We start from the raw sequence: 21952 nt of genomic DNA, 5'->3' as shown, positions 1-21952 counted from the left end.
GGCGGGCCGTGCGCGCGCTGGTGCTGAACGGGCCCAACCTGGGCCGCCTCGGGCGGCGGCAGCCGGAGATCTACGGCCGCACCACCCACGCCGAGCTGGCGCAGCGGTGCATGGCGTGGGGCCGCGAGCTGGGCCTCGAGGTGGAGGTGCACCAGACCAACCACGAGGGCGTGCTGCTCGACCTGCTCAACGACGCCGCCGACGACGCCACCCCGGTGGTGCTGAACGCCGCGGCGTGGACCCACTACTCCTACGCGCTGCTCGACGCCTGCGCCCAGCTCACCGCCCCGCTGGTGGAGGTGCACATCTCCGACCCGCGGCAGCGGCCCGAGGAGTTCCGCCACCACTCCGTGGTCACGGCGTACGCCGTCGAGGTGGTCGCGGGACAGGGCGTCGACGGCTACCGCACCGCCCTCGAGGTGCTCGCCCGCCACAGCGGCTGACCCGGCGCCCGGCGAGTGGGACGCCGCCGGGGCGGGCCGGTAGGCTGAGGTGTTCGTCCGGCACGACGCGGACGCGTCCCGATCCCCGAAGCAGTGAGGCTGAACCGCGCACATGGCATCGACCAACGACCTGAAGAACGGCATGGTGCTCAACATCGACGGACAGCTGTGGGCCGTCGTCGAGTTCCAGCACGTCAAGCCCGGCAAGGGCCCGGCGTTCGTGCGCACCAAGCTGCGCAACGTCGAGTCGGGCAAGAACGTCGACAAGACGTTCAACGCCGGCACCAAGGTCGAGACCGCCACGGTCGACCGCCGCACCATGCAGTACCTCTACAACGACGGCACGTCGTTCGTCTTCATGGACGTCGGCACGTTCGACCAGCTCGAGGTCAGCCCCGAGGTGCTCGGCGGCGGCGCGAACTTCCTGCTGGAGAACCAGGAGGCCATCGTGGCCACCAACGAGGGCCGGGTGCTGTTCGTCGAGCTGCCGGCCTCCGTCGAGCTCGTCGTCACCTTCACCGAGCCCGGCCTGGCCGGCGACAGCGCCACCGGTCGCACCAAGCCCGCCACGCTCGAGACCGGCCACGAGATCCAGGTGCCGCTGTTCGTGAACCAGGGCGAGAAGGTCAAGGTCGACACCCGCGACTCGTCCTACCTCGGTCGAATCAAGTCCTGATGGCGGCCCGCTCCAAGGCCCGCAAGCGGGCGCTGGACGTGCTGTTCGCCGCCGACATGCGCGGTGAGTCACCGGTGGAGTCCCTCGAGCGCTCCGTCGCCGAGGGCGCCCCGCCGACCCACGACTACACCGGCGCGCTGGTGCACGGCGTCGCCGCGCACCAGGCGCGCATCGACGAGCTGCTCGCCGGCTACTCCGAGGGCTGGACCCTCGACCGGATGCCGGCCGTCGACCGCAACGTGCTGCGCATCGGCGTCTACGAGCTGCTCTGGGCCGACGACGTGCCCGACGCGGTGGCGGTCGCCGAGGCCATGTCGCTGGTGCGCGAGCTGTCGACCGACGAGTCGCCGCAGTTCGTCAACGGCGTCCTCGGGGCCCTGCAGCGCGACAAGGCCACCCTGGTCTGAGCGCGACCCGCCGGCCCGTCACCGAGAGGTGAGCGGGCGCAGACCCCCGTGGGTCATGCTGGACCCATGAGCGAACAGAGCGTGGACCTCGTCGTCATCGGTCTCGGCCCCGGCGGCGAGGCGCTGGCGAGCACCGCGGCCAAGGCGGGGCTCCAGGTCGTCGCCGTCGACAAGCACCTCGTCGGCGGCGAGTGCCCCTACTACGGCTGCATCCCCACCAAGATGATGGTGCGGGCCTCCGACGCCCTCGCCGAGGCCCACCGGGTCAACACGCTGGCCGGCGACGCCACGGTCGTGCCGTCGTGGGCACCGGTCGCGCGCCGCGTCGACGAGGAGGCCACGGCCGGCTGGGACGACACCGTGGCCGTCGACCGGCTCCAGGACGCCGGCGCCACCGTCGTGCACGGCGTGGGCCGCCTCGACGGACCCCGCCGCGTCGTGGTGGAGGCCCCCGACGGCACCCGCACGACGTACGTCGCCTCGCGCGGCGTCGTGGTCAACCCCGGCACCCGCCCCGCCGAGCTGCCGGTCGAGGGGCTGGCCGGCACGCCGTACTGGACCAACCGCGAGGCCGTGCGCACCACCTCGCTGCCCGGCACGCTGGCGGTGATCGGCGGCGGCCCCATCGGCTGCGAGCTGGCCCAGGTCATGTCGCGCTTCGGCGTGCGCGTCACCGTCGTGCAGCACGGCGACCACCTGATGCCCGGTGACGAGCCCGAGGCCGGTGCGCTGATCGCCGACGTCTTCGCCCACGAGGGCATCCGGGTGCTCACCGGACGTTCCACCGAGCGGGTGGCCCACGCCGACGGCGCCTTCACCCTGACCCTCGACGACGGCCAGGAGCTGGTGGCCGACCAGCTGCTGGTCGCCGCCGGACGCACGCCCAACCTCGACGACCTCGGCCTGGAGACCGTCGGGCTCGACCCCACCGCGCGGGTCCTGGAGGTCGACGAGCACCTGCGTGCCGGCGACGGGCTGTGGGCCATCGGCGACGTGACCGGCAAGGGTGCGTGGACCCACGTCTCGATGTACCAGTCGGCGGTCGCCGCGCGCGACGTCCTCGGCGAGGAGGGCCCCGCCGCCCGCTACCACGCCGTCCCGCACACCACCTTCACCGACCCGGAGGTCGGCGGGGTGGGCCTCACCGAGCAGCAGGCCCGCGACGCCGGCCTGCGCGTGCGCACCGGCAGCACGCCCCTGGAGCAGTCGTCGCGGGGGTTCACCCACGGCGTGGGGGCCCGCGGGCTGATCAAGCTGGTCGAGGACGCCGACCGCGGCGTCCTCGTCGGCGCCACCGCGATCGGCCCGGGTGGCGGGGAGATCCTCGGTCTGCTGGCCCTCGCGGTGCACGCCGAGGTGCCGGTCGACACGCTGCGCACGATGATCTACGCCTACCCGACGTTCCACCGCGCGGTGGAGACCGCCGTGGCCGACCTGGGCTGACGGCCCACCCCCGGGCGGGTGGCCAGCACCACCCGCGCGGGGCGCTAGGTTGCGGGCCATGGGTGAGATGACGCGCAAGGCGGAGCGGGCCGGCGACCAGGCGGAGGCCAGCCCCTGGCTGGACCACGCGGTGCGGGCCGGCCTGGTGGCGTACGGCGTCGTGCACCTGCTGCTGGCCTGGGTCGCCCTCCAGCTGGCGATGGGCGACCAGAGCGGCAGCGCGTCGAGCAGCGGTGCCCTGCAGCAGCTGGCCGACGAGCCCTTCGGCCAGACCCTGATCTGGCTGATCGCGCTCGGCATGTTCCTGCTCGTGGTGTGGCGCCTGCTCGAGGCGTTCGCCGGTCACCACGACGAGGACGGCGGCAAGCTGTGGCTCGCCCGCGGCGGCTCGGTGCTGAAGGCCGTCATCTACGCCTCGATCGGGTTCAGCGCCGTGCAGGTCGCCACCGGCTCGTCCTCCGGCGGCGGCTCCGACCCGCTCACCGCGCGCATCATGAACTGGCCGGGCGGCCAGTGGCTGGTCGGCCTCATCGGCCTGGCGATCCTCGGCTACGGGGTCGCCCAGGTGGTGCGCGCCTGGACCGAGGGGTTCCGCGAGCACCTCACCGCGGAGGGCAAGAGCGGCGACGCCGGCACGGCGTACGTCTGGTTCGGCAAGATCGGCTACGTCGCCAAGGGCATCGCCATCGGCATCGTCGGCGGGCTGTTCCTCTACGCCGCTGCCGTCCACGAGGCCAAGAAGTCCGGCGGCCTCGACCAGGCCCTCCACGAGGTGCTCCAGCAGCCCTACGGCCCGTTCCTCCTCGGCGCGCTCGCGCTCGGCATCGGCTGCTACGGCCTGTTCTGCTTCGCCCGCGCCCGGCACCTCTCGCGCTGAGCGGCTCGCCCCGCCGGGCTGGCTGCGGCCCGGCTGCCGGTGTGGGCGCACCCTGTTAGGTGGGGGCGTGACCAGCGACCTGCAGACCGACGTGGTGGTGCTGGGCCTCGGCGCGGGCGGTGAGCACGTCGCCACCAAGCTCGCCCGCGCGGGCCTGCGCGTGGTCGGCGTGGAGGCCGACCTGGTCGGCGGCGAGTGCCCGTTCCACGGCTGCACCCCCTCCAAGCTGATGATCCGCGCCGCCGACGCCCTCGCCGAGGCCCGCCGCGCCGCGACCCTCTCGGGTGCCGTGGAGGTGGTCGCCGACCTCGGGCCGGCCGCCGCACGCATCCGCGAGGCCAACCACGACTGGCACGACGAGTCCCACACCGCCCCGCTGCGGGACGCCGGCGTGGTGCTGGTGCGCGGCCACGGGAGGCTCGCCGGGCCGGGCGTGGTGGAGGTCGACACCGACGCGGGACGGGTGCGGGTGGTCGCCACGCGCGGCGTGGTGCTCGGCACCGGCACCGCGCCGGCCGTGCCGCCGGTCGAGGGCCTCGCCGGCACGCCGTACTGGACCAACCGGGAGGCCGTGCGCGCCACCGAGGCGCCGCGCCGGCTCGTCGTCGTCGGCGGCGGACCGATCGGGGCCGAGCTCACCCAGGTCTTCGCGCGCTTCGGCAGCGAGGTGACGCTGCTCGAGGCCGGCGACCGGCTGCTGGCCCCCGAGGAGCCCGAGGCCGGCGAGCTGGTGGCCGGCGTGCTGCGGGCCGACGGCGTCGACGTGCGCACCGGCGCCGAGGTGGAGCGGGTGCAGCACGCCGACGGGCTGTTCCGGGTCACCGTGGGCGGCGACGTGGTGGGGGCCGAGCGGCTGCTCGTGGCCACCGGGCGATCGCCCCACCTGCGCGACGTCGGGCTGGAGACGGTCGGCCTCGACCCCGCGGCACCCCTCGTGGACGTCGACGACCACCTGCGCGCCGGCGAGCGGCTGTGGGCCGTCGGCGACATCACCGGCAAGGGCCCGTGGACCCACGTCGCGCTCTACCAGGGCGCCGCGGTCGTGCGGGACGTGCTCGGGCAGGCCGAGGGGCCGTGGGCCGACTACCGCGCCGTCAGCCGGGTGACCTTCACCGACCCCGAGGTCGGGGCCGTGGGCCTGACGGAGGAGCAGGCGCGCGACGCCGGGCTCGACGTCGCGGTGGGGCACGCCCAGGTGGAGCGGTCGAGCCGCGGCTGGATCCACGGCGGGCAGGGCCTGGTCAAGGTCGTCGCCGACCGTGGCCGGGGCGTGCTGGTGGGCGCCACCACGGTGGCCCCCAGCGGGGGCGAGGTGATCGGCATGCTCACCACCGCCGTGCACGCGCAGGTCCCGGTCTCCACGCTGCGGGCCATGCACTTCGCCTACCCGACCTTCCACCGCACCATCCAGGCCGCGCTCGACGACCTCGACGAGCAGACGGGCGGGTAGGCGGCCGGCTGCGGGACGGGTCGACGGGGGGCGGCGGGGCGCGCAGCGGCGGGTGTGACCCGGGCCGGCGCGGGGAAGGGGGGTCTCGCAGCACCCGTCGCCCATCTCGGAGGAACGATGACGCAGCCGCACGAGCCCGCCGACCACCTGCCCGCGCAGCCGCAGCCCGGGGAGCCCGTGCAGCCCGCGCAGCCCGCGCCGCCGGAGCAGTCCGCGAGGTCCGCGGAGCCGGCGGGCCCGGTCGAGCCGACCGCGCCCGGCGACACCTCCGACCGGCTCTACCGGGTCGAGGACCTCGAGGCGTACGCCGCCGCGCAGGCCGCCTCGCCCGCCGCCCCGCCTGCACCCGCGCCGCCGCGCACCGACCACCTCGCCGACCCGCTCGCCGACCCACTGGGCGACCCGTTGGGCGACCCGTCGGGCGACCCGTCGGACGGCCCTGCCGAGCCCGCAGCGCCCGTGCCCGCGACAGCGCCCGTGCCCGCGACGCCGCCCCCGCCGCCGTCCTGGACGCCGGGGCCCGCGGGTCCGGCCCACCTCGGGCCGGACGCCACGGGCGTGCCGGCCCCGAGCTGGACGCCGGCGACGGCCTCCCCGCCGCCGGCCGCCCCGCCGGCCGGATGGGTGCAGGCACCGCCGTTCGCCGCCGGGCCCACCACCGTCGGGCCCACCATCGCCGGGTCAGCGGCGCCGTCCCCGGCGGCGCCGGTGGTGCCCGCTCCGGCGGCACCCGCACCGGGCGCCGGGGAGCCGCGCCGGTTCATGTCGGCCACCGACTTCCTGGAGCGGCGCACCGACGACGGCGACGACGGTCCCGCGACCTGGGGGTGGCGCGGCCGGGTGCGACGCTGGACCGGCGGCGCGGTGAGCCCGTCGGCCGGGGCGAAGGAGCAGACCCACCGCCAGGAGCGCGCCGCGGTGCAGCGCGAGTTCGACGGGCCCCGCACGATCGCGTTCATCAACCCCAAGGGCGGCGCCGCGAAGACCACCGGCGTGCTCGCCGCCGGCCACACCTTCGGCACCGTGCGCGGCGGTGGCGTGGTGGCCTGGGACAACAACGAGACCCGCGGCACGCTCGGCATCCGCGCCACCCGCGGCCACCACCGCAACACCACCCGCGAGCTGCTGGAGGACCTCGCCCGCTTCGGCGACGTGCAGCAGTCGCGCATCGGCGACCTCGGCGGGTTCGTCCGCTCCCAGGGCGACGCGCACTTCGACGTGCTGGCCTCCGACGAGCGCCCCGACGTCACCGGCACCATCCGCGCCGACGACTTCGTGGCGGTGCACGACCTGCTCGAGCGGTTCTACCGGGTGATCCTGGTCGACACCGGCAACAACATGCGCGCCGAGAACTGGCTGGCCGCGGCCGAGGCCGCCGACCTGCTGGTGGTCACCAGCACGGTGCGCGAGGACACCGGCTACAGCGGGCTGTGGATGCTCGACGCCCTGCAGGACGCCGGCTACCAGAACCTGAAGTACCAGACCGTCACCGTGCTCTCCGACCCCTCCCCGAAGGTCGACGCCAAGCTGGCCGGCGACCTGGTGGAGGTCTACCAGCAGCGCACCCGCGCGGTGTTCCGGGTGCCTTACGACCCGGCGCTGGTGTCCGGCTCCGTGGTGCCCTACCACCAGCTCTCGCCCGAGACGCGGGCCTCCTGGCTCACCGCGTGCGCAGGCATGGCGGCCGCCCTGTAGGCCCCCGCGACCCGTGCCTCGTCGCCCGTGCGGGGAACATCCGGTCGCCGGCGGGTGCTGAGCCACGCATGCGAGCAGCCACCTACACCCAGCCCGGTCCGTCGTCCGTCCTGTCCGTCGTGGAGCGCGACCTGCCCGAGCCCGGCCCGGGCGAGGTGCGGGTGCGGCTCGTGCGCGCGGGGGTCAACCCCACCGACTGGAAGTTCCGCGCCACCACCATGCGCGGCCACGACGAGGTCACCCCGGGCCAGGACGGCGCCGGTGTGGTCGACGCGGTGGGGGAGGGCGTCAGCCGTCTCGCCGTGGGCGACCGCGTGTGGCTGGTGCTGGGCAACCACCCGAAGGCCCTCGGGACCGCCGCCGAGCACACCGTGCAGCCGGCCGAGCACGTCGTGATGCTGGCCGACGCGGCGTCGTACGACCTCGGCGCCAGCCTGGGGGTGCCGGCCGTGACGGCCCACCGCGCCCTCACCGCGGGCGAGAGCGTCACCCGGCTCTCGCCGGGCGCCCTCGCCGGCCAGGTGGTGCTGGTGGCCGGCGGCGCCGGCGCGGTCGGCAACGCCGCGATCCAGCTGGCCCGCTGGGCCGGCGCGTCGGTGATCAGCACGGTGAGCAGCGACGAGAAGGCCGCCCTGGCCGTGGCCGCGGGCGCCCACCACACCGTCAACTACCGCGTCGGTGACGCCGCCGAGGCCGTCCTGGCCATCGCCCCCGACGGCGTCGACCTGGTCGTGGAGGTGGCGCTGGCGCAGAACATCGCCCTCGACGTCGCGGTGCTGCGCAACCGCGGCACCCTGGCCTACTACGCCGACAACGGCGGCGCCGAGGCCGCCGTGCCGGTGCGGGAGACCTTCGCGAAGAACCTGCGCCTGCAGGGCCTGCTGCTCTACACCCTCGGCCAGGACCTGCTCGACGCTGCGACCGAGGACATCACCGCCGCGGTCGCCGACGGCGCGCTGGGCGTGGGCGAGGACCTCGGGATGCCGCTGCACCACCACCGCCTCGACGACGTCGCCGCCGCCCACGACGCGGTCGAGTCGGGCGTGGTCGGCAAGGTGCTGCTCGACGTCGCCGACGCCTGAGGCCGCGCCGTCGGGGCTGCTAGGGTCGCCCGCGATCGACATCCTTTAACGAGCCGTCCCGTGAGGCGGAGAAGGAGGTCCGGACCGTGTCGGAGCGCCCCGAGCCCCCACGTCCTGCACCCGCCGCCGCGCACCCGCCGCAGGCCGCCCGCACCGTCCTCGACGAGCGCGACATCGCCCGGGCGCTGACCCGCATCTCCCACGAGATCCTCGAGCGCAACAAGGGCGGCGCCGACCTGGTGCTGCTCGGCATCCCGCGGCGCGGGGTGCCGCTGGCCGAGCGGATCGCGGAGCGCATCGCCGCGGTGGAGGGCGTCGAGGTGCCGGTCGGCTCGCTCGACGTGACGATGTACCGCGACGACCTGCGCCTCAAGCCCGCCCGCGCGCTGATGCCCACCCAGATCCCGCCCTGCGGGGTCGACGGGCGCACCGTCGTCCTGGTCGACGACGTGCTGTTCTCCGGGCGCACCATCCGGGCCGCGCTCGACGCCATCGGCGACATCGGGCGCCCGCGCGCGGTGCGGCTGGCCGTGCTGGTCGACCGCGGCCACCGCGAGCTGCCGATCCGCGCCGACTTCGTGGGCAAGAACCTGCCGACGTCGCTGGTCGAGCGGGTCAGCGTGCGGCTGGTCGGCGTCGACGACACCGACGCCGTCACCATCACCGGCCCGGGCATCGGCCCGGGCGTCGACCCGGGCACCGACCAGGGCGCCGGCACGGCGGGGGACGGCGCGTGAAGCACCTGCTCAGCGCCGGCGACCTGAGCCGCGACGACGCGCTGCTGGTGCTGCGCACCGCTGCGGAGCTGCGCTCGCTGGCCGACCGGCCGATCAAGAAGCTGCCCGCGCTGCGCGGGCGCACCGTGGTCAACCTGTTCTTCGAGGACTCCACCCGCACCCGCATCTCGTTCGAGGCCGCCGCGAAGCGCCTCTCGGCCGACGTCATCAACTTCGCCGCGAAGGGCTCGAGCGTCTCCAAGGGCGAGAGCCTCAAGGACACCGCGCTGACCCTGGAGGCGATGGGCGCCGACGCCGTGGTGGTGCGCCACCCGGCCAGCGGCGCGCCCCACCGCCTCGCCCACTCCGGGTGGGTGCGCTCGAGCGTGGTCAACGCCGGTGACGGCACCCACGAGCACCCCACCCAGGCGCTGCTCGACGCGTTCACCCTCACCCGCCACCTCGTCCAGGACGACGGCGGGCTCGACGGGCGGCGCATCGCGATCGTCGGCGACGTCCTGCACAGCCGGGTCGCCCGCTCCAACGCGCTGCTGCTGGCCACGCTGGGCGCCGAGGTGACGCTGGTGGCACCGCCCACGCTGCTGCCGGTGGGCGTGGGCACCTGGCCGGTCGAGACGTCGTACGACCTCGACGCCGTGCTGCCCGGCGTCGACGCCGTGATGATGCTGCGGGTGCAGCGCGAGCGGATGCAGGGCGGGTTCTTCCCGACCCCGCGGGAGTACTCGCGGCGCTACGGCCTCGACGGGCGCCGGATGGCGACCCTGCAGGACCACACCATCGTCATGCACCCCGGCCCGATGGTGCGCGGCATGGAGATCACCGCCGACGTCGCCGACTCGCCCCGCTCGGTGATCGTGGAGCAGGTCACCAACGGCGTCGCCGTGCGGATGGCGGTGCTGTACCTGCTGCTCAGCGGCTCCGACCCGACCACCACCGAGGAGAACGACGCGTGACCGACTACCTGATCCTCGGCGCCACCCTGCCCGACGGCCGGCAGGGCGACCTCGTCCTGCGCGACGGGCTGATCGCCGCGCTGGGCGCCGACGCCGCGGCGCCCCGCGACGGCGTGGCCCTGGAGACGATCGACGCGACCGGGCTGGTCGCGCTGCCGGGCCTGGTCGACCTGCACACCCACCTGCGCGAGCCCGGCCGCGAGGACGCCGAGACCGTGGAGACCGGCACCCGCGCGGCCGCCATGGGCGGCTTCACCGCCGTGCACGCGATGGCCAACACCGACCCGGTGGCCGACACCGCCGGCGTCGTGGAGCAGGTCTGGCGCCTGGGCCGCGAGGCCGGGCACTGCGATGTCTTCCCCGTCGGCGCGGTCACCGTCGGCCTCGCCGGCGAGCGCCTCGCCGAGCTCGGCGCGATGGCCGACTCCGCCGCCCGGGTGCGGGTGTTCTCCGACGACGGGCGCTGCGTGAGCGACGCGGTGCTGATGCGCCGGGCACTGGAGTACGTCAAGGCCTTCGACGGCGTGATCGCCCAGCACGCCCAGGAGCCCCGGCTCACCGAGGGCGCGCAGATGAACGAGGGCGATCTCTCGGGACGCCTCGGCCTCACCGGCTGGCCGGCGGTGGCCGAGGAGGCGATCATCGCCCGTGACTGCCTGCTCGCGGCCCACGTCGGGTCCCGGCTGCACGTGTGCCACGTGTCGACGGCCGGCTCGGTGGAGATCGTGCGCGAGGCCAAGGCGCGCGCCCGCCGGGAGGGCGGCTGGGACGTCACCGCCGAGGTGTGCCCCCACCACCTGCTGCTCACCGACGAGCTCGCCGCCACCTACGACCCGATCTACAAGGTCAACCCGCCGCTGCGCACCCGCGCCGACGTGGAGGCGCTGCGCGCAGGGCTGGCCGACGGCACCATCGACGTCGTCGCCACCGACCACGCCCCGCACCCCCACGAGGACAAGGACTGCGAGTGGGCCGCGGCGGCGTTCGGCATGCTCGGCCTCGAGACGGCCCTGTCGATCGTGCAGGAGACGATGGTCGACACCGGCCTGCTCGACTGGGCCGGCGTCGCCGAGCGGATGTCGGCCACGCCGGCACGCATCGGCCGGCTCCCCGACCACGGCCGCGGGCTCGAGGTCGGCGCCCCCGCCCACGTCGTGCTCTACGACCCCGCCGTGCGCCGCACCGTCGACCCCGCCGCCTCGGCCTCGATGTCGCGCAACACCCCCTACCGCGGCATGGAGCTGCCCGGCCGCGTCGTCGCCACCTTCCTGCGCGGCGTGCCGACCGTGCTGGACGGCGCCCTGGTCTGAGGTCGGGGTGGGCGGCTTCCCCGGCCGGCCGGGGAAACCGCCTCTTGGTGGCTGAAGTTTCAGCCACCAAGAGGCAGGTTCCGCCTCCCAGTCGCGGGATGACCCGACTGCGGGACCCCGGCCGCCCCACGCCCGGCCGCCACCCGAGGCCCGCCTGTCGCCACGCCGTCCCCACGCCGTCCCCACGCCGCCCCCCCGCCGGCCCTGCCGGGCCGGCCCGGACGCCGACCCGGCGGCGACGGGGCGGCCGCGGGCGGGAGACTGCCCGGGTGACCGACCCGATCCGGCGCCTGCTCGCCGACCCGCCCGACCTGCCGATCACGGCGGGCCTGCCGGGGGTGCTCGCGGCGCTGCGCGAGCGGGGGGCGGTGGTGGTGCAGGCCCCGCCCGGCACCGGCAAGACCACGCTCGTGCCGCCGGCGGTCGCCGACCTGGTCGGGACGTCCGGGCGGGTGGTGGTGACCCAGCCGCGGCGCATCGCCGTGCGTGCCGCCGCCCGGCGCCTGGCCGGTCTGCTCGGGGAGCCGGTCGGGGCGACGGTCGGCTACGCCGTCCGGGGGGAGCGGCGCACCGGCCCCACCACCCGGGTCGAGGTCGTCACGACCGGGCTGCTGCTGCGACGCCTGCAACGCGACCCCGACCTGCCCGGGGTCGCCGCGGTGGTGCTCGACGAGGTGCACGAGCGCGCCCTGGACGCCGACCTGGCGCTGGCCCTGCTGCTCGACGTCCGCCGCCACCTGCGCGACGACCTGCTGCTGGTCGCGATGTCGGCCACCGTCGAGGCCGAGCGCACGGCTGCGCTGATGGGCAGCCCGCCGGTGCCCGTGGTCGACGTGCCGGGCGCGCTGCACCCGGTCTCCCAGCACTGGGACCCGCCGCCGCCCGGTGTGCTGCGCACCGACGACCACGGCGTGTCCGCGGCCTTCCTCGACCACGTCGCCGCCACGACGCGGCGTGCCCTGGCCGCGCACGACGGTGACGCGCTGGTGTTCGTGCCCGGGGTGCGGGAGGTCGACGGCGTCGTGCGCCGCCTCGCGAACGCCGGAGGCCCGGTGGACCCGGTGGGCGAGGTGGGCGGGGTGGACGTGCTGGCCCTGCACGGTCGGCTGCCGGCCGCCGAGCAGGACCGTGCGCTGCGCACCGGCGACCGGCGGCGCGTGGTGGTCTCGACCGCCGTGGCGGAGTCGTCGCTGACCGTGCCCGGCGTGCGGGTGGTCGTGGACGCCGGGTTCTCCCGCGAGCCGCGCACCGACCACCGTCGCGGGCTGGCCGGCCTGGTGACGGTGCGGGTGAGCCGCGCCGGTGCGGAGCAGCGCGCCGGCCGCGCGGGGCGGGAGGGGCCGGGCGCGGTGCACCGCTGCTGGTCGCGCGAGGACCACGCCCACCTCGCCGCCCACCCGGAGCCCGAGGTGGCGGTGGCCGACCTGACGTCGTGGAGCCTGGAGGTGGCCCTGTGGGGAGCCCCCGACGGTGCGGGGCTGGCCCTGCTCGACCCGCCCCCGCCGGCGGCCCTGGACGCCGCCCGGGCCACGCTGCGCGGCCTGGGCGCCGTCGACGAGGACGGCGCCGTCACCGAGCGGGGCCGCGCCGTGGCCCGGGTGCCGGTCGACCCGCGGCTGGGCCGGGCCCTGCTCGACGGCGCCCCGCTGGTCGGGGCGCGCCGTGCGGCGGAGGTCGTGGCGCTGCTGTCGGAGGACGTCCGGGCCCCGGGGGGCGACCTGGTGGCCGCGCTGCGCGCCCAGCGGCGCGGCGGGCCCGGCACCGCGGCCTGGCGCACGGCGTCCGAGCGGCTGCTTGCCGCGCTACCGGCCAGCGGGTCGACCCGCGGGCCGACCGGCGCCCTGCCCGACGACCTGGCGGTCGGGGCGGTGGTGGCGCTGGCCCACCCCGAGCGGGTGGCCCGGAAGCGACCGGGCTCGAGCGCCCTGCTCCTGGTCGGGGGCACGGGCGCGGTGCTGCCCCGCGAGGGTCACGGCGCGGGCGGGCTCACCGGGGTGGAGTGGCTGGCGGTCGCCGACGTCGACCGGCGTCCCGGCCAGCGCGAGGCGACCGTGCGCTCCGCGGCGCCCCTCGACGAGGACCTCGCCCTGGAGGCGGCATCGGCGTGGTGGGTGGAGGAGGACCGGGTCGCGTGGGTGTCCGGGCGCGTGGAGGCGCGCCGGACCACCCGTCTGGGCGCCATCGCCCTGACCTCCGCGACGCTGCCCGACCCGCCGGTCGAGGCGGTGGTGGCCGCCGTGCGCGAGGGGCTGCGCCGCGACGGCCTCGACGCCCTGCCGTGGACCGACGCTGCGACCGCGCTGCGCCGCCGTCTGGCCTTCCTGCACCGGGCGCTGGGCGACCCCTGGCCCGACGTCTCCGACGAGGCGCTGCTGGGCGACCTCGACCGGTGGGCCGGCCCGGCGCTGGCGCGGGTACGGAGCCAGCGCGACCTGCAGCGCCTCGACGTGCTGGCGGGGCTGCGCCGGTTGCTGCCGTGGCCGCAGGCCGGCCGCCTCGACGAGCTGGCACCCGAGCGGCTGGTCGTCCCGAGCGGCTCGAGCGCGGCGGTCGACTACACCGGCGAGCAGCCGGTGCTGGCGGTGCGCATCCAGGAGGTCTTCGGCTGGGCGAGCACCCCGCGCCTGGCCGACGGCCGGGTGCCGGTGCTGCTCCACCTGCTCTCACCGGCGCGCCGTCCGGCAGCGGTCACCGCCGACCTCGCGTCGTTCTGGGCCACCGGCTACCCCGCGGTGCGTGCCGAGCTGCGCGGGCGCTACCCCCGTCACGCCTGGCCCGAGGACCCCTGGACGGCGCCGCCCCGGCGCGGGCTCCCGCCCCGCCGCTGACCGTCCGGCCCCGGCTCCGCTTGACCGCCGCCACCGGGGGAACCGGGCCCGGATCGCCGCGACCCGCACCCGCACCGGCCCGACCCGGCCGGGGCGCCCTCAGGACAGGACACCCCCATGCCCGCCGTCGAACGCACCGTGACCGTCGACCGTCCGCTCGAGGTGGTGTGGGCGTTCATGTCCGACTTCACCAGCACCGAGGAGTGGGACCCGCCGACGGTGTCCACCACCCGGGTCAGCGGCGACGGCGGGGTCGGCACGACGTACCGCAACATCTCGCAGTTCCTGCGCAAGCGCACCGAGGCGCTCTACACGGTGGTCGAGGTCGATTCCGCCCCCGGGCGCCACCTGATGCGCCTGGAGGGCGAGTCGGGCCCGGTGCGGCTGCACGACACCCTGACCGTGCAGGAGACCCCCGACGGCACGGCCGTGACCTACCGCGCGGAGTTCGACCCGCGAGGGCCGGCCAAGCTGGTCTCGCCGCTGCTGGTACCGGCGCTGAAGGTGCTCGGCGACGCCACCGCACGTCAGCTGCGCACTGCTCTCGAGCGCCTCTGAGGCTTCCGCTCGATCACCGGTCACCGGACGGACGGCGTGCCGCCCCGGGGGTCCTGCGCTGCTAGGCTCGAGGCTGCTCGGCATCCTTTAACGATCCGTCCCGTGAGGCGGAGAAGGAGGTACGGCGTGCCCACGCATGCCCCCGCGGTCCTCGTCCTCGAGGACGGCCGCACGTTCCACGGCGAGGCCTTCGGCGCCGAGGGCGAGACCTTCGGCGAAGCCGTCTTCAGCACCGGCATGACCGGCTACCAGGAGACGCTCACCGACCCGTCCTACCACCGTCAGGTGGTGGTGATGACCGCCCCCCACATCGGCAACACCGGCATCAACGACGACGACGCCGAGAGCCACCGCATCTGGGTGGCCGGGTACGTCGTGCGCGAGCCCGCCCGCGTCGCCAGCAGCTGGCGCAGCCGCCGCAGCCTCGACGACGAGCTGCGCGCGCAGGGCGTCGTCGGCATCAGCGGCGTCGACACCCGGGCGCTGACCCGACACCTGCGCGAGCGCGGCGCGATGCGCGTCGGGATCTCCTCGACCGGCGCCGACCCCGTCGCGCTGCTGGCGCGGGTGCGGGAGACCGACGGCATGCGCGGCACCGAGCTGGCCGGCGAGGTGTCCACCACCGAGGCCTACGTCGTGCCGGCGGTGGGGGAGAAGCGGTTCACCGTGGCCGCCCTCGACCTCGGCATCAAGACCATGACGCCGCGGCGGATGGCCGAGCGCGGCGTGGAGGTGCACGTGCTGCCCGCCACCTCCACCCTCGACGACGTGCTGGCCGTCGAGCCCGACGGCCTCTTCTACTCCAACGGGCCCGGCGACCCCGCCGCCACGACCGCCCAGGTCGAGCTGCTGCAGGGCGCGCTGGGCCAGGAGCTGCCGTACTTCGGCATCTGCTTCGGCAACCAGCTGTTCGGCCGCGCGCTGGGCCTGGAGACCTACAAGCTCACCTACGGCCACCGCGGGATCAACCAGCCGGTGATGGACCGCACCACCGGCAAGGTCGAGGTCACCTCCCACAACCACGGCTTCGCCGTCGCGTGGCCCGAGGGCGTCGACCTGGACACCGCCACCCCCACGCCGTGGGGCGAGGTCGGCGTGAGCCACGTGTGCCTCAACGACGGCGTCGTCGAGGGCCTCGAGCTGCGGGGTCCCGACGGCGCGCTGCGCAGCTTCTCGGTGCAGTACCACCCCGAGGCCGCTGCCGGCCCCCACGACGCGGCGTACCTCTTCGACCGCTTCGTCGACCTGATGTCCGAGCGCCGCCGGCCCGAGCCAGCGGTCAGCACCACGAGCGACACCCCCGACGGCGAGGAGGCCTGATGCCCAAGCGCGAGGACATCCGCAGCGTGATGGTGATCGGCTCCGGGCCGATCATCATCGGCCAGGCCGCCGAGTTCGACTACTCCGGCACGCAGGCCTGCCGGGTGCTGAAGGAGGAGGGCATCCGGGTCGTCCTGGTGAACTCCAACCCGGCCACGATCATGACCGACCCCGACGTCGCCGACGCCACCTACGTGGAGCCGATCACGCCGGAGTTCGTCGAGAAGGTCATCGCCAAGGAGCGCCCCGACGCGCTGCTGGCCACCCTCGGCGGGCAGACCGCGCTCAACGCCGCGATGGCGCTCGACGCCGCGGGCGTGCTGGAGAAGTACGGCGTCGAGCTGATCGGCGCCTCCATCGAGGCGATCGACCGCGGCGAGAACCGCCAGGTGTTCAAGAAGATCGTCGAGGAGCTCGGCGGCGAGGTGGCCGGGTCGATGATCTGCCACACCATGGACGACTGCTTCGCGGCCGTCGAGCAGTTCGGCTACCCGATCGTGGTGCGCCCGTCGTTCACGATGGGCGGCACCGGCTCCGGCATCGCGTTCGACGAGACCGACCTGCGCCGCATCGCCGGCTCCGGCCTCGCGGCCAGCCCCACCACCGAGGTGCTCCTGGAGGAGTCGATCCTCGGCTGGAAGGAGTACGAGCTCGAGGTCATGCGCGACACCGCCGACAACGTGGTGATCATCTGCTCCATCGAGAACCTCGACCCGATGGGCGTGCACACCGGCGACTCCATCACCGTGGCCCCGGCGATGACGCTCACCGACCGCGAGTACCAGCACATGCGCGACATGGCGATCGGCATCATCCGCTCGGTCGGCGTGGACACCGGCGGCTGCAACATCCAGTACGCCGTCAACCCGCGCGACGGGCGCCTGGTGGTCATCGAGATGAACCCGCGGGTGTCACGGTCCAGCGCACTGGCCTCGAAGGCCACCGGCTACCCGATCGCGAAGATCGCGGCGAAGGTGGCCATCGGCTACACCCTCGACGAGATCCCCAACGACATCACCACGCGCCCCGACGGCACCAGCACCCCGGCGTCGTTCGAGCCCAGCCTCGACTACGTCGTGGTCAAGGTGCCGCGCTTCGCCTTCGAGAAGTTCCCCGCCGCCGACCCCGCGCTCACCACCCACATGAAGTCGGTGGGCGAGGCGATGGCGATCGGGCGCAGCTTCACCGAGTCGCTGCAGAAGGCGCTGCGCTCGCTGGAGTCGACCGACGCCGTCTTCGACTGGCACCAGGAGCACGTCGACCTCGACAAGGACGCGCTGCTGACGCAGGTCGCCACGCCCCACGACGGCCGGCTGCGCAAGGTGATGGACGCGATCCGCGCTGGCGCCACCGCCGAGGAGATCTTCGAGGCCACCGGCATCGACCCGTGGTTCGTCGACCAGCTCGCGCTGATCAACGAGATCGCCGTCGAGGTCACCGCCGCGCCCGAGCTGACCCCCGACCTGCTGCGCCGCGCCAAGCGGCACGGGTTCTCCGACCACCAGGTCGGCAAGATCCGCGGGATGAGCGCCGACGTGGTGCGCGGGGTGCGGCACGCCCTCGGCATCCGCCCGGTCTACAAGACCGTCGACACCTGCGCCGCGGAGTTCGCGGCGGCCACGCCGTACCACTACTCGACCTACGACGAGGAGACCGAGGTGGCCCCGCGGGAGCGCACCGCGGTGATCATCCTCGGCTCGGGGCCCAACCGCATCGGGCAGGGCATCGAGTTCGACTACTCCTGCGTGCACGCCTCGCTGGCGCTCTCCGAGGCCGGCTACGACACGGTGATGGTCAACTGCAACCCCGAGACCGTCTCCACCGACTACGACACCTCCGACCGGCTCTACTTCGAGCCGCTCACCCTCGAGGACGTGCTCGAGGTGGTGCACGCCGAGGTGGCCGCCGGCCCGGTCGCCGGCGTCATCTGCCAGCTCGGCGGACAGACCCCGCTGGGCCTGGCCCAGGGCCTGGCCGCCGCCGGCGTCACCGTCGTCGGCACCTCGCCCGACGCCATCGACCTGGCCGAGGAGCGCGGGGCGTTCGGCCGGGTGCTGGCCGAGGCCGGCCTGGTGGCGCCCAAGCACGGCACCGCCACCTCCTGGCCCGAGGCCCGGCGCATCGCCGCCGAGATCGGCTACCCGGTGCTGGTGCGCCCGTCGTACGTGCTGGGCGGACGCGGCATGGAGATCGTGTACGGCGACGACGCGCTGGAGGCCTACCTCGACAAGCACATCGCGGCGGGGCTGATCAGCCACGAGGCGCCGGTGCTGGTCGACCGCTTCCTCGACGACGCCGTCGAGATCGACGTGGACGCCCTCTTCGACGGCGACGAGCTCTACCTCGGCGGCGTGATGGAGCACATCGAGGAGGCCGGCATCCACTCCGGCGACTCCTCCTGCGCGCTGCCCCCGATCACCCTGGGCGAGCGCGAGATCGGCCGCATCCGTGAGGCCACCGAGGCGATCGCGCGCGGCGTGGGGGTGTGCGGGCTGCTCAACATCCAGTTCGCGATGGCCTCCGACATCCTCTACGTCCTCGAGGCCAACCCGCGCGCCTCCCGCACGGTGCCGTTCGTCTCCAAGGCCACCTCCACGCCGCTGGCCAAGGCCGCCGCCCGCATCATGCTCGGCGAGAGCGTGGCCGACCTGCGCGCGTGCGGGCTGCTGCGCTCCACCGGCGACGGCGGCAGCCTGCCGCCCGACCAGCCGATCGCGGTGAAGGAGGCGGTGATGCCGTTCAACCGGTTCCGCACCGCCGACGGCTCCCAGGTCGACACCGTGCTCGGCCCGGAGATGAAGTCGACCGGCGAGGTCATGGGCTTCGACCGCGACTTCGGCACCGCCTTCTCCAAGTCGCAGGCCGCGGCGTTCGGCCCGCTGCCCACCTCGGGGCGGATCTTCGTGTCGATGGCCAACCGCGACAAGCGCTCGATGGTGTTCCCGGTGAAGGTGCTGGCCGACCTCGGCTTCGAGATCCTGGCCACCCAGGGCACCGCGGAGGTGCTGCGCCGCAACGGCGTGGCGAGCACCGTGGTGCGCAAGCACTTCGAGGGCCCCGGGCCGGCGGGGGAGCGCACCACCGTGCAGCTCATCCACGACGGCGAGATCCAGCTGATCGTCAACACGCCGTACGGCGCCGGTGGCGGCGGCCAGGCGCGCCTCGACGGCTACGAGATCCGCACCGCCGCGGTGATGGCCAACGTCCCGTGCATCACCACGGTGCAGGGCCTGGGTGCCGCGGTGCAGGGCATCGAGGCCGTGATCCGCGGCGACATCGGCGTGCGCAGCCTGCAGGACTGGGCGCAGGTCACCCAGCACGCCTCGCAGCGGGCGTGAGGTCGGCGTGACCGGCTACGGGCTGTTCTTCGACCACGTCGCCACCCGCGTCGACCCCGAGCGGGCCCACCACCTCGGGTTCGCCGGCATCCGCGCCGCCGCCCCGCTGCTCGGGCGGGTGGCCGCCCCGGGCGCGCCGGTGCGGGCCATGGGGCTCACCTTCCCCAACGCGCTCGGCCTGGCGGCGGGCTTCGACAAGAACGCGCTGGGCGTCGACGCGCTGGGCGGCCTGGGCTTCGGCCACGTCGAGGTCGGCACGGTCACCGGGCTGCCGCAGCCGGGCAACCCCGCGCCGCGGCTGTTCCGGCTGGTGGCCGACCGCGCGGTGCTCAACCGCATGGGCTTCAACAACGACGGCGCCGAGGCGGTGGCCGCCCGGCTCGCCGCGCGCGCCGCACGCCGTCCCGCCCGCGGCGCCGGTGACCGCACGCGGCCCGTGCTCGGCATCAACATCGGCAAGTCCAAGGTGGTGCCCGACGACGACCAGGGCGCCGTCGAGGCCGACTACGAGCGCAGCGCGTCGTTGCTGGCGCCCCACGCCGACTACCTCGTGGTCAACGTCAGCTCGCCGAACACCCCGGGCCTGCGGGCGCTGCAGGCCGTGGAGCGCCTCGAGCCGCTGCTGGCCCACGTGCGTCGCGTCGCCGACGCGGCGACCCCCGGACGCCGGGTGCCGCTGCTGGTGAAGATCGCGCCCGACCTCGCCGACGACGACGTGCTGGCCGTGGGCGACCTCGCGGTCGCCGGCCACCGCGACGAGGTGATCGACGGCGTGGTGGCCACCAACACCACCACGTCGCGCGCCGACCTGCTGACCCCGGTCGCCGAGGTGGCCGCGATGGGCGCCGGCGGCGTCTCCGGGGCGCCCCTGGCCGCGCGCGCCGACGCCGTGCTGCGGCTCCTGCGCGGACGGGTCGGGCCCGACCTCACCCTGATCGGGGTCGGCGGTGTCGACGGCCCGGCCGAGGCGCGACGCCGCCTCGAGGCCGGCGCCGACCTGGTGCAGGCCTACACCGCGTTCGTCTACGAGGGACCCGCCTGGCCGCGGCGGGTGGCCACCGCGCTGGCCCGCCCCGACGAGCGGACCCCGTGATCCCCCCGGCGGCGACCGCAGCCGGGGCCACCGGTGCCGTGCACGGCACCGCGGAGGTGCTCGCCACCAAGCGCGTCGGCGCCTACCAGCACCTCACGCTCGTGGCGCCCGGCGTCGCCGAGCGGTTCCGCCCCGGCACCTTCCTGGCCGTCTCGGTCGACACCGTCGGCGGGGCGCTGCTGGGGCGCCGGGCGCTGTGGATCCACCAGGTGCGCCCGGTCGGCGGCCACGGCCTGGCCCTGCAGGTCGTCGTCGAGCCCGTCGGGCGCGGCACCCGCTGGCTGGCCGGCGTCCCGGCCGGCACCCGCCTGCAGGTCACCGGACCGCTCGGGCGGCCCTTCGCCCTGCCCAAGGAGCCGGTGGCCACCGTGCTCGTCGGGGAGGGGTACGCCGCGGCCCCGCTGCTGCCGCTGGCCGAGCGGCTGCGCGAGCGCGGGTGCGCGGTCAGCCTGGTGGTGGCCGCGCGCGACGAGGCCCACCTGCTCTCCGCGCTGGAGGCCCGCCGCTCCGCGCGCTCGCTGACCGTGGTCACCGAGGACGGCTCCGTCGGCGTGCGCGGCCGGGTGGGCGACGTCGTGGCCGAGGCGCTGCGCCGTGCCGGCGCCGAGGTCGTCTACGCCGCCGGCAGCGCCGCCTCGCTGCACGCCGTGGCCGCCGCGGCCGAGGACCACGGCGCCTGGAGCCAGGTGGCCCTCGAGCAGCCCCTCACCTGCGCCACCGGCCTGTGCCACGGCTGCCCCGTGCCGGTCGTCGGCGAGGACGGGGTGGCCCGCACGGCACGGGCCTGCGTCGACGGGCCCGTGCTGCGCGGCGACCGCGTGCGCTGGGCCGACCTGCCCGAGACCTCCGCGCTCGCGGCGCCGGGGCCGGCCCGGTGAGCGTCGACCTCGCCGGGCTCACCCTGGCCACCCCGGTGATGGTGGCCGCCGGGTGCGGCGGCACCGGCCGCGAGCTGGCCGGCTACTCCGGGCCCGCCGGGCTCGCGGCGTACGGCGCCTTCGTCACCCGCACCCTCACCCGCGACCCCCGCCCGGGCGGGCCCGCGCCGCGGCTGGTCGAGTCGCCGGCCGGGCTGCTGCACGCCGGCGCGCTGGGCAACCCCGGCCTCGACCGGTTCCTCGCCACCGAGCTGCCCTGGCTGGTGCAGCAGGGCGCCCGCGTCGTGGTGTCGGTGGCCGGGCGCACGCTGGGGGAGTACGCCGAGGTCGCCCGCCGCCTGGCCAGCGCCCCGGGGGTCAGCGCGGTCGAGGTCAACCTCTCCGCACCCGACGCCGCGGCGGCCGGCGTCCTCGACGTCCGCGAGCCGTTCCACGCCGGCGGGGCGGTGGCGGCCGTGCTGCGCGAGCTGCCGCGCGGCGTCCCGGTGCTCGCCAAGCTGCGCCCCGACCTGGTGCGGGTCGTGGAGACCGCACGGGTGGCCCGCGACGCGGGGGCCGCCGTGGTGGTGGTCGGCAACGCGGTGGCCGCCGCGATGGCCGACGGGCGCCCCGCCGGCCTCAGCGGCCCCGCCATCGGGCCGCTGTCGCTGCGCTGCGTCACCGAGGTGCGCGCCGCCCTGCCCGACCTCGTGGTCGTCGGTGCGGGCGGCATCACCACCGCCGACGACGCCCGCGCCCACCTGCGCGCCGGCGCCCGGGCGGTGCAGGTCGGCTCCGCGCTGCTGCACGACCCCACCGCCGCCGTGCGCATCGCCGCCGAGCTGGCCGCCGACGCCGCCGACACCGCCGCTGCCCGCTGACCGC

General features: G+C 75.7%; 18 protein-coding genes. All 18 read left to right on the top strand.

The genetic code is table 11. From position 1 onward, the window contains the following. Positions 1-8 precede the first annotated feature (8 nt). On the top strand, positions 9-443 hold the full coding sequence (locus AC4OR8_RS09905; RefSeq protein ID WP_492165389.1) for a type II 3-dehydroquinate dehydratase: 435 nt from the start codon (positions 9-11) through the stop codon (positions 441-443). Between the two features lie 112 nt (positions 444-555). After that, positions 556-1119, top strand: coding sequence for an elongation factor P (gene efp, locus AC4OR8_RS09900; RefSeq protein ID WP_492165388.1), 564 nt, complete (start codon positions 556-558; stop codon positions 1117-1119). Then, positions 1119-1526: a transcription antitermination factor NusB gene (gene nusB, locus AC4OR8_RS09895; protein WP_492165387.1), complete on the top strand. Its 408-nt coding sequence runs from the start codon at positions 1119-1121 to the stop codon at positions 1524-1526. Before efp ends, nusB begins: the two co-directional genes overlap by 1 nt. Positions 1527-1592: 66 nt before the next feature. After that, on the top strand, positions 1593-2969 hold the full coding sequence (locus tag AC4OR8_RS09890) for a dihydrolipoyl dehydrogenase family protein (protein ID WP_492165386.1): 1377 nt from the start codon (positions 1593-1595) through the stop codon (positions 2967-2969). 58 nt (positions 2970-3027) lie between these two features. After that, positions 3028-3846, top strand: coding sequence for a DUF1206 domain-containing protein (locus AC4OR8_RS09885; RefSeq protein WP_492165385.1), 819 nt, complete (start codon positions 3028-3030; stop codon positions 3844-3846). A gap of 67 nt (positions 3847-3913) precedes the next feature. Next, the gene (locus AC4OR8_RS09880) at positions 3914-5296 is read left to right on the top strand and encodes a dihydrolipoyl dehydrogenase family protein (protein ID WP_492165384.1); all 1383 of its coding nucleotides are present in this window, start codon (positions 3914-3916) and stop codon (positions 5294-5296) included. Positions 5297-5413: 117 nt separating this feature from the next. Continuing rightward, positions 5414-6991 (top strand): MinD/ParA family ATP-binding protein, encoded by a 1578-nt coding sequence (locus AC4OR8_RS09875; RefSeq protein ID WP_492165383.1) that lies wholly within the window; start codon positions 5414-5416, stop codon positions 6989-6991. A 68-nt stretch (positions 6992-7059) separates the two neighbouring features. Continuing rightward, on the top strand, positions 7060-8073 hold the full coding sequence (locus AC4OR8_RS09870) for an NADPH:quinone reductase (RefSeq protein WP_492165382.1): 1014 nt from the start codon (positions 7060-7062) through the stop codon (positions 8071-8073). An 86-nt stretch (positions 8074-8159) separates the two neighbouring features. Continuing rightward, entirely contained in the window at positions 8160-8810 is a 651-nt protein-coding gene (gene pyrR, locus AC4OR8_RS09865; protein WP_492165381.1) for a bifunctional pyr operon transcriptional regulator/uracil phosphoribosyltransferase PyrR, read from the top strand. Then, a complete protein-coding gene (locus AC4OR8_RS09860) occupies positions 8807-9763 on the top strand; it encodes an aspartate carbamoyltransferase catalytic subunit (protein ID WP_492165380.1) in 957 nt (318 codons plus the stop codon). The genes pyrR and AC4OR8_RS09860 overlap by 4 nt, the downstream gene beginning before the upstream one ends. After that, a complete protein-coding gene (locus AC4OR8_RS09855; protein ID WP_492165379.1) occupies positions 9760-11073 on the top strand; it encodes a dihydroorotase in 1314 nt (437 codons plus the stop codon). The genes AC4OR8_RS09860 and AC4OR8_RS09855 overlap by 4 nt, the downstream gene beginning before the upstream one ends. A gap of 269 nt (positions 11074-11342) precedes the next feature. Continuing rightward, positions 11343-13901, top strand: a complete 2559-nt coding sequence (hrpB, locus tag AC4OR8_RS09850) for an ATP-dependent helicase HrpB (RefSeq protein ID WP_492165378.1) — start codon at positions 11343-11345, stop codon at positions 13899-13901. A gap of 117 nt (positions 13902-14018) precedes the next feature. Next, on the top strand, positions 14019-14459 hold the full coding sequence (locus AC4OR8_RS09845; RefSeq protein ID WP_492165377.1) for an SRPBCC family protein: 441 nt from the start codon (positions 14019-14021) through the stop codon (positions 14457-14459). Positions 14460-14585: 126 nt separating this feature from the next. Continuing rightward, positions 14586-15779: a glutamine-hydrolyzing carbamoyl-phosphate synthase small subunit gene (carA, locus tag AC4OR8_RS09840; protein ID WP_492165376.1), complete on the top strand. Its 1194-nt coding sequence runs from the start codon at positions 14586-14588 to the stop codon at positions 15777-15779. Next, positions 15779-19117 carry a carbamoyl-phosphate synthase large subunit gene (gene carB, locus AC4OR8_RS09835; protein ID WP_492165375.1) on the top strand — a complete coding sequence of 1113 codons (3339 nt, stop codon included), beginning with the start codon at positions 15779-15781 and terminating at the stop codon, positions 19115-19117. The genes carA and carB overlap by 1 nt, the downstream gene beginning before the upstream one ends. A gap of 7 nt (positions 19118-19124) precedes the next feature. Then, a complete protein-coding gene (locus AC4OR8_RS09830) occupies positions 19125-20210 on the top strand; it encodes a quinone-dependent dihydroorotate dehydrogenase (protein ID WP_492165374.1) in 1086 nt (361 codons plus the stop codon). Beyond that, on the top strand, positions 20207-21088 hold the full coding sequence (locus AC4OR8_RS09825; RefSeq protein WP_492165373.1) for an iron-sulfur cluster-binding protein: 882 nt from the start codon (positions 20207-20209) through the stop codon (positions 21086-21088). The genes AC4OR8_RS09830 and AC4OR8_RS09825 overlap by 4 nt, the downstream gene beginning before the upstream one ends. Next, positions 21085-21948, top strand: coding sequence for a tRNA-dihydrouridine synthase (locus AC4OR8_RS09820; protein ID WP_492165372.1), 864 nt, complete (start codon positions 21085-21087; stop codon positions 21946-21948). Before AC4OR8_RS09825 ends, AC4OR8_RS09820 begins: the two co-directional genes overlap by 4 nt. Positions 21949-21952: the final 4 nt, after the last annotated feature.

The organism is Nocardioides sp. FY1077, from assembly GCF_058681775.1.
Note: the sequence above shows the minus strand (reverse complement) of the source record. Positions and strands in the feature narration are given on the sequence as shown.

What these genes read in the sequence shown, in the direction of transcription:
- efp (WP_492165388.1), top strand. Translation starts at nt 556, where the DNA reads ATGGCATCGACCAACGACCTGAAGAACGGCATGGTGCTCAACATCGAC.
- nusB (WP_492165387.1), top strand. Translation starts at nt 1,119, where the DNA reads ATGGCGGCCCGCTCCAAGGCCCGCAAGCGGGCGCTGGACGTGCTGTTC.
- AC4OR8_RS09890 (WP_492165386.1), top strand. Translation starts at nt 1,593, where the DNA reads ATGAGCGAACAGAGCGTGGACCTCGTCGTCATCGGTCTCGGCCCCGGC.
- AC4OR8_RS09885 (WP_492165385.1), top strand. Translation starts at nt 3,028, where the DNA reads ATGGGTGAGATGACGCGCAAGGCGGAGCGGGCCGGCGACCAGGCGGAG.
- AC4OR8_RS09875 (WP_492165383.1), top strand. Translation starts at nt 5,414, where the DNA reads ATGACGCAGCCGCACGAGCCCGCCGACCACCTGCCCGCGCAGCCGCAG.
- AC4OR8_RS09870 (WP_492165382.1), top strand. Translation starts at nt 7,060, where the DNA reads ATGCGAGCAGCCACCTACACCCAGCCCGGTCCGTCGTCCGTCCTGTCC.
- AC4OR8_RS09845 (WP_492165377.1), top strand. Translation starts at nt 14,019, where the DNA reads ATGCCCGCCGTCGAACGCACCGTGACCGTCGACCGTCCGCTCGAGGTG.
- carB (WP_492165375.1), top strand. Translation starts at nt 15,779, where the DNA reads ATGCCCAAGCGCGAGGACATCCGCAGCGTGATGGTGATCGGCTCCGGG.